This is a genomic window from Streptomyces lateritius, assembly GCF_014649715.1.
GTDB lineage: Bacteria > Actinomycetota > Actinomycetes > Streptomycetales > Streptomycetaceae > Streptomyces > Streptomyces lateritius.
Genome location: NZ_BMTO01000018.1, coordinates 106,269 through 114,759, shown reverse-complemented (window position 1 = coordinate 114,759; position 8,491 = coordinate 106,269). Strand labels below are relative to the sequence as shown.

Here is an 8,491-nt window from a genome sequence, read left to right as displayed (position 1 = left end):
CGCCGCCCCCCGCCACCGGCCTGGTCCCGCAGATGGGCGCCCCGGAACAGCAGGTCGCTCCCGTCCGCGTCCCCACCCGCCGCCGCGCGGCGGCCCAACGCTCCTTCCACCTGGCCCGCCCCGGCGACCGCGGCTAGGTGGTGTCCGCAAAGCCCTGCCCGGCCCCGAGCGTCGGGCAACGGTTCCTTCGCTACTCCGCGTCGAAGTCGTACGCCTCGACCTCGGCCAGGTACCGCGCCCGCCGATCCTCGTCGTCGTCGAGGAAGGACGCCTCGAAGGAGTTGCGGGCCAGGGTCCGCATCTGCTCGCGGTCCAGGCCCAGCGCGCCGCGTACCGCGTCGAAGGTGTCGCCCACGTAGCCGCCGAAGTACGCCGGGTCGTCGGAGTTGACCGTCGCCATCAGGCCCGCCTCCAGCATCGAGGCCAGCGGGTGGTCCTCCAGGACGTCGATCGCCCGGAGCCGTACGTTCGACAGCGGACAGAGCGTCAGCGGCACCCGCTCCCGTACCAGCCGCTCCACCAGCTCCGGGTCCTCCACGCAGCGCAGTCCGTGGTCGATCCGCTCCACGCCGAGGACGTCGAGGGCCTCGCGGATGTAGTCCGGCGGGCCCTCCTCGCCCGCGTGGGCGACCTTGCGCAGGCCGAGCGCCTCCGCCGCCGCGTACACCTCGCGGAACTTCGACGGCGGATGGCCCACCTCCGCCGAGTCCAGGCCGACGCCCGTGATCCGGTGCAGATACGGCTTCGCGGCCTCCAGGGTCGCCATCGCCGACTCGGCCGACTCGTCACGCAGGAAGCACATGATCAGCCGGGTCGAGACGCCGTGCCGCTCCTCGGCCCGGTCCAGCGCACGGGCCAGGCCCTCGATCACGGTGCCGATCGGAACCCCGCGCGCCGTGTGGGCCTGCGGGTCGAAGAAGATCTCGGCGTGCCGTACCCCCTGCGCCGCGGCCCGGGCCAGATAGGCGTCGGCGAGCTCGGTGAAGTCGTCCACGGTGTGCAGGACGGCCATCAGCTCGTAGTAGAGGTCCAGGAAGGACTGCAGATCGCTGAAGAGGTACGCCTCGCGCAGCTCCTCGGTGTCCGCGTAGGGCAGGGTGACGCCGTTGCGGGCGGCCAGCGCGAACGCCAGCTCGGGTTCGAGGGTGCCCTCGATGTGCAGGTGGAGTTCGGCTTTGGGGAGGGGAAGGGGCATGGGTCTTTCGTCCGTCTGTCTCTCGGGGAGTTCTGTCTCTCGGGGAGGGCTACCTCTTGGGGAGGGGGACCCTCATCAGGTCCTGGGCGATGCTCAGCTCGCCGGTGAACCCGGCCGCACGTGCCTGCCGTTCGAACTCCGCCGGGTCGCCGTACCGCTGCGAGAAGTGGGTCAGGACGAGGTGCCGTACCCCCGCGTCGCGCGCGACCGCGGCGGCCTGGCCGGCCGTCAGATGGCCGTGGTCGGCGGCGAGCCGGACGTCCTCGTCGAGGAAGGTCGACTCGATGACGAGCATGTCGGCGCCCTCGGCGAGCACGCGCACCCCGTCGCAGAGCCGGGTGTCCATGACGAAGGCGAACCGCTGCCCGCGCCGCACCTCGCTGACCTCGTCCAGGGTCACGCCGTTCAGCACGCCCTCGCGCTGGATGCGGCCCACGTCCGGTCCCTTGATGCCGTGCGCGGCGAGCCGCTGGGGAAGTATGCGGCGCCCGTCGGGCTCGGTGAGCCGGTAGCCGTACGACTCGACGGGGTGGGAGAGCCGGTACGCGTCGAGGGTGTACGCGTCGGTGACGGCGAGGGGGCCGTCGGCGGCGACCGGGGTCTCGGTCAGCTTCACGGTCTCGCGGTAGGCGGTCGCGTACCGCAACCGTTCGAAGAAGCGCTGTCCGCTCGCCGGGTAGTGGGCGGTGACCGGGTGCGGCACCTGGTCGAGGTTGATCCGCTGGATCACGCCCGCGAGGCCCAGGGAGTGGTCGCCGTGGAAGTGCGTGACGCAGATCCGGTCGAGGTCGTGGGCGGCGACCCCGGCCCGCAGCATCTGGCGCTGGGTGCCCTCGCCGGGGTCGAAGAGGATGCCCTGCCCGTCCCAGCGCAGCAGATAACCGTTGTGGTTGCGGTGCCGGGTCGGAACCTGGCTCGCGGTGCCGAGGACGACCAGTTCACGTACGGACAAGGCAGGCCTTCTCTTCAGAGGGTTCGTCGACGGGGTACGCCGAGGGGCTACGCCGACGGGTCCCGGGACGGGGCTATCCGGGCGGCCAGTTGAGGCCGCGGCCCCCGAGGACGTGGGCGTGGGCGTGGAAGACGGTCTGACCGGCGCCGGTCCCCGTGTTGAAGACGATCCGGAAGCCGCTGTCGACGACCTTCTCCTGTGCGGCGATCTCGCCCGCCTCGCGCAGCACGTCGGCGGCCACGGTCGGCGCGGCGGCGGCGAGCGAGGCCGCGTCCGGGTAGTGCAGGCGGGGGATGACGAGGACGTGCGTCGGCGCCTGCGGGTTGATGTCCCGGAAGGCGACGGTGGTCTCCGTCTCGCGCACGATGGTCGCCGGAACCTCCCCGTCCGCGATCTTGCAGAACAGGCAGTCGCTCTGCGGCTCTCCGGCCATGGTCCGGGCCTCCTCGCCTCTGTCGATCAGTACGGACGCATGCTATCCGGCGCGCTCGGAAGCGGGGGCGCGGCGCCTCAGCGCCGCGCGGCTCACCCAGTAGGTGATCACCACACCCCAGAACAGCGGATAGCCGAGCGCGCCGACGACGGACGCGTCCACCGTCCACAGCGCCATCGCGACCACCGAGTGCAGACCGAGCAGCCCGACCGCGACGCCCATCGCGATCACCGGCCGGCAGCCCCGCGCGACCAGGAGCAGGGGGCGGCGCAGCCTCGCCGGCACGCGCCGGGTCAGCCACAGCGCCCAGGCGCCCCAGCCGCCCACGACCACCGCGACGCCGATCAGGTACGGGACGAGGGCGTCGCCGCCGCTCGCTCCGGTGCGCAGCGGCGCCGAGCCCAGAGCGGCACCCACGAAACCGAGCAGGGCCACCCAACGGGCGCCCGCGACGGTCCCCCAGGCCATGGCCTCCAGGTTGTAGCGGGCCTGCCGGTCGTTCGTGTCGAGGGCGGCGGACTCGACGAAGCCTGCGGCGGCCTTCGTCCACGCGCCGCGCCGGAACCAGCGGCGCCGCAGTTGCAGCAGGGAGAGGTTGTTGTGCGCCTCGCTGCTCTGCGGGTCGAGACGCAGCGCCGTCTCGTAAGCCTGCTCGGCGACACGGTGGTCGCCGACGCGGTGGGCGGTGAGCCCCACGAGGAAGTGGGCGGCGCTCTCCCCGGGGGCGAGGCTGACGGCGCGGCGGGCCGCCTCGTACGCCTCGCGCTGCCGCTCCTTGCGGCTGGAGCGGTCGAGGACGGTACCGAGGGCGTAGTGGCTGCCCCAGTAGTCCGGGGCGAGCTCGACGGAGTAGCGGGCGGACCGCTCGGCCTCCTCGTACTTCTTCAGCGCGAGCAGGATGTGGGTGCGCATCAGCCAGCTCGGCAGCGCATCCGGTTCGGCGAGCAGGGCGGTCTCGATAGAGTCGAACGCCTCTTCTGCCCGGCCGAGGCGGTGCTGGCAGCGGGCCAGGAGCACCAGGGCGGTGGCGTCGAGCGGATCGGTCGCCAGGTGCTGGGCGGCGAGGGCCGCGGCCTGTTCGTAGCGTCCGACGTCGAAGAGCGCGTCGGCCCGGTCCAGGGTCGGGTCTCCCGGGTGGCTCATCAGACCTTGTCCCGGTCGTGCGTGATGCTGAGCAGGTTCGGGACGAGTCCCAGCCAGAACAGGACCTGGGGGACGGTCCGGTCGGTCCACGGCACGACGACGATCAGCAGCGCGCAGAGCGTGGCGAGGGTGGCCTGGCCGAGGACCACCCGGGGCCAGAACAGCCTCCGTACGAGGGCGCGTACGGTCAGCTGCGCGCCGGTGCGCATCCGCAGATAGCGGCGCCACGCGCCGAAGCCCCACACCGCCGCCATCAGGCACAGGGCCCAGAGCCGGGTGCCGAGGTGGATCGGGAGCTCCTTCGGGTCCTCGCCGTCGGTCACGAAGATGTCGGCGGTGACGGCGGCCATGGCGAGGCAGAGCAGGGCGAGCCAGCGGGTGCCGCGCAGCATCCGGTAGACGGCCCTGTCGAGGTCCTTGCGCAGCGAGGGGGAGTCGGGGGCGGCGGCGAGACCGCCCGCGTACAGGTCGGCGGCCCGGGCGGCGGACGTGCCGGGCTTGCGGGCCTCCCGCTCGGTGACCTCGGTGACGGCGAGGTTGTCGGTCGGGTCGATGCGCAGGAGCTGCTGAACGGATTCCCGTACCAGGTCGAAGCGCTCGTTGAACGCGGCGACCTTGTACATGGTGTGCCACGGCTCGACATTGTCGGGCCCGAGCCGTACGGCTTCCTGGGCCTCCCGGAACGCCTCCTCCTTCGTTCCCACGAAGATCAGCATCTCGGCGCGCTGGGTGCGCGGGCTCCAGGAGTCGGGCGCGAGGCGAATCGCCTCGCGCTGCGCCTGCTCGGCCTCCGGCAGCCGGCTCATCCTGCGCAGGACGAATCCCCGCATGTAGTGCCCGTCGGCGAACTCGGGTGCCAGTTTCACCGCTTCGTCGGCGGCGTCGAGCGCCTCGTCGAGCCGCCGGAGACCGGAGAGGCACCGGGCGCGTACGGTCCACGCCTCGTGGTCGTCGGGTGCCTCGGCGAGACGGCGGCCGAGCAGGGCGAGGCCCTCCTCGTAGCGCCCCATGCCGTAGAGCTCGCGGGCCTGTTCGACCCGCACGTTCATGGTTGCCCCGCTCACAGCTTGCGCTTCTTCTTCAGATAGGCGACCAGGTCGTCGTACATCCCGCCGTCGTTGGCGAACATCGCCACATTGCGGGCGGAGGCGAACCAGGACTCGCTGGAGGGCTTGATCTGCTTCGCCGCGCCCAGCAGGTCCTTCATGTTGATCATGCGTACGGTGCCGGTACGGGCGGACTCCAGGAGCGCCGACTCTGCGGCGGTCTCGCAGAGATGGGCGAGGTCGGCGCCCGAGAAGTCCTCGGTTGCCTTCACGAGCTTGCCCAGGTCGACGGATTCGATGGGGCGCTCGCGCAGGTGGTAGCGGAGGATCGCCTCGCGGGCCGGACCGTCGGGCGGCAGCACGAGCAGCGTGCGGTCGAGCCGGCCGGGGCGGCGCAGCGCGAGGTCGACGTCCCAGGGGACGTTGGTGGCGGCGAGCACGAAAACGCCTTCGTTCTCGGCGCCGTTGATGCCGTCGAGCTCGGTGAGGAGCTGGTTGACGACGTTGCGCAGACCGCTGTGGTGCGTACGGGAGCGTTTGGCGCCGAGCGCGTCCAGTTCGTCGAGGAAGACGACGCAGGGGGCCTGCCGGCGGGCGGTCTCGAAGATGTCGTGGACGTTCTTCTCGGAGGTTCCGATGTACATGTCGAGGATGTCGGAGAGTGAGATCGACATGAAGCTCGCGCCGAGTTCGCCCGCGACGGCGCGGGCGATGAAGGTCTTGCCGCAGCCGGGCGGGCCGTAGAGGAGAAGGCCGCCGCGCAGCGACTTGCCGTACAGCTTGCGCAGTTCGGGGTTGCGCATGGGTGCGAGGAACGCGGCCTCCAGACGCTCCTTGACCTCCCGCATGCCGCCGACGTCGGCGAGGCGTACGGATCCGGGGGCGTCGATGTCCCAGGCGGACGCGTCCCCGGGGTCGCCGCTCCCGTCGGCGGTGAGCGGTTCCTCGGTGCCGCTCTCGACGAACCGGGGCCCGACGAGGTCCCCGACCTCCTGCTCGGCGGCGGCCCAGTCGAAGCGGGGGGCCTCGGGAGCGGGCGCGGGGGCCTCCGGGGCGGGGGCGGCGGGCGCGGAGGCCTCCGGGGCGGGCGCGGCGGGGGTCTCCTTCGGTGCCGCGGGTGCGCCCATCGCGCGGGCCATCAGGGCGCGGGCGGCGGCGTCGCCCGGCGCGTGCTGGAGCGCGACGGCCGCCTCGGTGACGGCCTCGTCGCCGAGGCCTTCGGCGAGGAGCAGTTCGGCGAAGTGCAGCCGCAGGGGAACGTCTTCGGGCGCGGCGGCGACCGCGGCGCGCAGACTACGGATCAGGGGAGACTCGTCGGACATGCCAGCAGCCTAGGGAGGGCCACCGGGCGCTGGTCCACCGGGTTCCCGAAGATTACGGTGGGCCGATGCGACGAAAGGGCGTACTGCGCAAGCTGGTGGTGGACGACACCGTCTGGCTCTGGGGCCGCCGGCACCGGCATCCGGACTGCCGCGAGACCCTGTCACTGCGCCGCGCCGACACCCCGCACGCCCAACTCCACCTGGTCTTCCGCTCAGGAGAGGGCCGCGCGGTGGCGGGCTGGCCCCTGGGCGAGGGCGAGATCATCGGCCTCGGGGGCCATTGGCTCAACCTGAACGAGCCCGGGGTGGTGCGCCGCCTCCTCGACGAGGCCGTGGCGCGCGGCCTCGTCCCCACCGGGAACGTCGTGAGGGAGGTGGACGGCTGGCCGCTGTTCGACGCAGTCGCGGGCGAGGCGCCTTAGGCGCCGCGCGGCGGTCCCGGGCCGCCGCGTGGTACACCAGGCCCCCGACAGCCCGCGCCCACCACAGCCGCACCAACCGCACCGGGGGACACAGACGCCCTGATCACATCCCAGCCACGGCCGGCCTGGGCCGTGTCCGTAAAGTCCCATCTGGCCCGCGGGCAGACGGCGCTACCTGCGGAGACGACCTAGGACCAGCGGCCCGTGCGGCCGAGCAGGAGTGCGGTCGCCGCCGTGCCCGCCGTTGAGGTGCGCAGGACGCTGTGTCCCAGGCGGTACGGTTTGGCGCCCGCGGCCTCGAAGGCCGCCAGCTCCTCGGGAGAGACGCCCCCTTCGGGCCCCACCACCAGCACGATCTCGCCCTCCCCCGGCAGGGCGGCGTCCGCGAGCGCGCCGCTGGGGTGGGCGCGGTCCTCGTGCAGGACGGCCGCGAAGTCGGCGCCCGTGAGGAGCGCCGCCACCTGCTTCGTCGTCATCGCGTCGGTGACCTCGGGGAAACGGGTGCGGCGGGACTGCTTGCCGGCCTCGCGCGCCGTGGCCCGCCACTTGCCGAGCGCCTTGAGACCGCGGTCGCCCTTCCACTGGGTGATGCAGCGGGACGCGGCCCACGGCACGATCGCGTCGACGCCGGTCTCGGTCATGATCTCGACGGCGAGTTCGCCCCGGTCGCCCTTGGGCAGCGCCTGGACGACGGTGATACGGGGTGTGGGCTCGGGGTCCTCGTGGACCGCTGTGACGTCCACGGTGAGCTGGTCCTTGCCCTCGGCTGCGGTCACCACGCACTCCGCCCACGCACCGCGGCCGTCGGTCAGGACGAGCTCCTCCCCGGCGCGCAGGCGCTTCACGGAGACGGCGTGGCGGCCCTCGGGGCCGTCGAGCAGGAAGCCTCCGGGGCCGGGGACGGCGTCGACGACGAAGACGGGTGCGGTCATGAGGTGCTCCTGTGGGCCTGCGCGGAGAGGGCGGTGCCGAGTTCGGCGGCCAGCACCTCGACCAGTTGCCCCGCCGGGAGTTCGCGGGCCAGCCGGTGGCCCTGCCCGGCCCACAGGGCCATGCCCTGCGCGTCGCCCGCGGTGGCGGCCGCCTTGCGCAGCGGGGTGGTGAGGTGGTGGATCTCGGGGTAGGCGGCGGGGGCGTACGGCCCGTGCTCGCGCATGAAGCGGTTGACGAGACCGCGGGCCGGGCGCCCGGAGAAGGCCCGGGTGAGTTCGGTGCGTACGAAGAGCGGGTTGGTCATCGCCTGCTTGTGCAGGGCGTGCGCGCCCGACTCGGGGCAGACGAGGAAGGCGGTGCCGAGCTGGGCGGCGTCGGCCCCGGCGGCCAGGACGGCGGCGATCTGCGCCCCGCGCATGAGCCCGCCGGTGGCGACGATCGGCAGCTGCACGGCCTCGCGGACCTGGGTGACGAGGGTCAGGAGCCCGGTTCCGGCGAGGGCGGCGTCCGGGTCGTCGCGGTGGGTGCCCTGGTGCCCGCCGGCCTCGACGCCCTGCACGCAGACGGCGTCGGCTCCGGCCCACTGCGCGGCCTGGGCCTCCTCGGCGGAGGTGACGGTGACGATCGTGTACGTACCCGCGCGGGCGAACGCCTCGAAGGTGTCGCGGCCGGGGCAGCCGAAGGTGAAGGAGACGGCGGGCACGGGATCCTCCAGGAGGATCGCCAGCTTGGCGTCGTACGCGTCGTCGCGTCCGCTGTCCGGGTCGCCGAGGGCCGTCTCGTACCAGGTGGCCTCACCGGCGAGCTGGTGCCGGTAGACCTCGACGGCGGCGGGGTCGGTGGGCTGTCCGCTCTGCGGCATGAAGAGGTTGACGCCGAAGGGCTGCGCGGTGAGCCCGCGCACCTGCTTGATCTCCTGGTACAGACCTCCGGCGGTCTTGTACCCGCCGGCCAGGAACCCGAGCCCGCCGGCCTCGCACACCGCTCCGACGAGCTGCGGACAGGAGGCGCCACCCGCCATGGGGGCCTGCACGATCGGGTACCG

The 8,491-nt window shown here is 72.9% G+C and carries 9 protein-coding genes; 1 reads left to right on the top strand and 8 read right to left on the bottom strand.

The window, feature by feature from the left end:
- Positions 1–190: 190 nt before the first annotated feature.
- From IE136_RS30260 to IE136_RS30235, 6 genes are all read right to left on the bottom strand, one after another.
- Positions 191–1,195, bottom strand: coding sequence for an adenosine deaminase (locus IE136_RS30260; protein ID WP_158987176.1), 1,005 nt, complete (start codon positions 1,193–1,195; stop codon positions 191–193).
- A 49-nt stretch (positions 1,196–1,244) separates the two neighbouring features.
- A complete protein-coding gene (locus IE136_RS30255) occupies positions 1,245–2,147 on the bottom strand; it encodes a ribonuclease Z (RefSeq protein ID WP_158987178.1) in 903 nt (300 codons plus the stop codon).
- 73 nt (positions 2,148–2,220) lie between these two features.
- The gene (locus IE136_RS30250; protein WP_158987180.1) at positions 2,221–2,580 is read right to left on the bottom strand and encodes a histidine triad nucleotide-binding protein; all 360 of its coding nucleotides are present in this window, start codon (positions 2,578–2,580) and stop codon (positions 2,221–2,223) included.
- A 42-nt stretch (positions 2,581–2,622) separates the two neighbouring features.
- The gene (locus IE136_RS30245; RefSeq protein ID WP_158987182.1) at positions 2,623–3,723 is read right to left on the bottom strand and encodes a tetratricopeptide repeat protein; all 1,101 of its coding nucleotides are present in this window, start codon (positions 3,721–3,723) and stop codon (positions 2,623–2,625) included.
- Entirely contained in the window at positions 3,723–4,787 is a 1,065-nt protein-coding gene (locus IE136_RS30240; protein ID WP_229819302.1) for a tetratricopeptide repeat protein, read from the bottom strand. The genes IE136_RS30245 and IE136_RS30240 overlap by 1 nt, the downstream gene beginning before the upstream one ends.
- The gene (locus IE136_RS30235; RefSeq protein WP_158987184.1) at positions 4,784–6,091 is read right to left on the bottom strand and encodes an ATP-binding protein; all 1,308 of its coding nucleotides are present in this window, start codon (positions 6,089–6,091) and stop codon (positions 4,784–4,786) included. Before IE136_RS30235 ends, IE136_RS30240 begins: the two co-directional genes overlap by 4 nt.
- A 65-nt stretch (positions 6,092–6,156) precedes the next feature.
- Here IE136_RS30235 and IE136_RS30230 point away from each other — a divergent pair, with 65 nt between their 5' ends.
- The gene (locus tag IE136_RS30230) at positions 6,157–6,513 is read left to right on the top strand and encodes a hypothetical protein (protein WP_189601900.1); all 357 of its coding nucleotides are present in this window, start codon (positions 6,157–6,159) and stop codon (positions 6,511–6,513) included.
- A gap of 188 nt (positions 6,514–6,701) precedes the next feature.
- Here IE136_RS30230 and IE136_RS30225 read toward each other — a convergent pair whose 3' ends face one another.
- Both IE136_RS30225 and IE136_RS30220 read right to left on the bottom strand, forming a co-directional pair.
- Entirely contained in the window at positions 6,702–7,445 is a 744-nt protein-coding gene (locus tag IE136_RS30225; protein ID WP_158987188.1) for a 16S rRNA (uracil(1498)-N(3))-methyltransferase, read from the bottom strand.
- Positions 7,442–8,491: nitronate monooxygenase (locus IE136_RS30220; protein WP_189601899.1), on the bottom strand; the 1,050-nt coding region annotated here is incomplete at its 5' end. The genes IE136_RS30225 and IE136_RS30220, both read right to left, overlap by 4 nt.

Excerpts from the sequence above, each read along its gene's own strand:
- IE136_RS30245 (WP_158987182.1), bottom strand. The coding sequence starts at position 3,723 with ATGAGCCACCCGGGAGACCCGACCCTGGACCGGGCCGACGCGCTCTTC.
- IE136_RS30230 (WP_189601900.1), top strand. The coding sequence starts at position 6,157 with ATGCGACGAAAGGGCGTACTGCGCAAGCTGGTGGTGGACGACACCGTC.
- IE136_RS30235 (WP_158987184.1), bottom strand. The coding sequence starts at position 6,091 with ATGTCCGACGAGTCTCCCCTGATCCGTAGTCTGCGCGCCGCGGTCGCC.
- IE136_RS30260 (WP_158987176.1), bottom strand. The coding sequence starts at position 1,195 with ATGCCCCTTCCCCTCCCCAAAGCCGAACTCCACCTGCACATCGAGGGC.
- IE136_RS30250 (WP_158987180.1), bottom strand. The coding sequence starts at position 2,580 with ATGGCCGGAGAGCCGCAGAGCGACTGCCTGTTCTGCAAGATCGCGGAC.
- IE136_RS30225 (WP_158987188.1), bottom strand. The coding sequence starts at position 7,445 with ATGACCGCACCCGTCTTCGTCGTCGACGCCGTCCCCGGCCCCGGAGGC.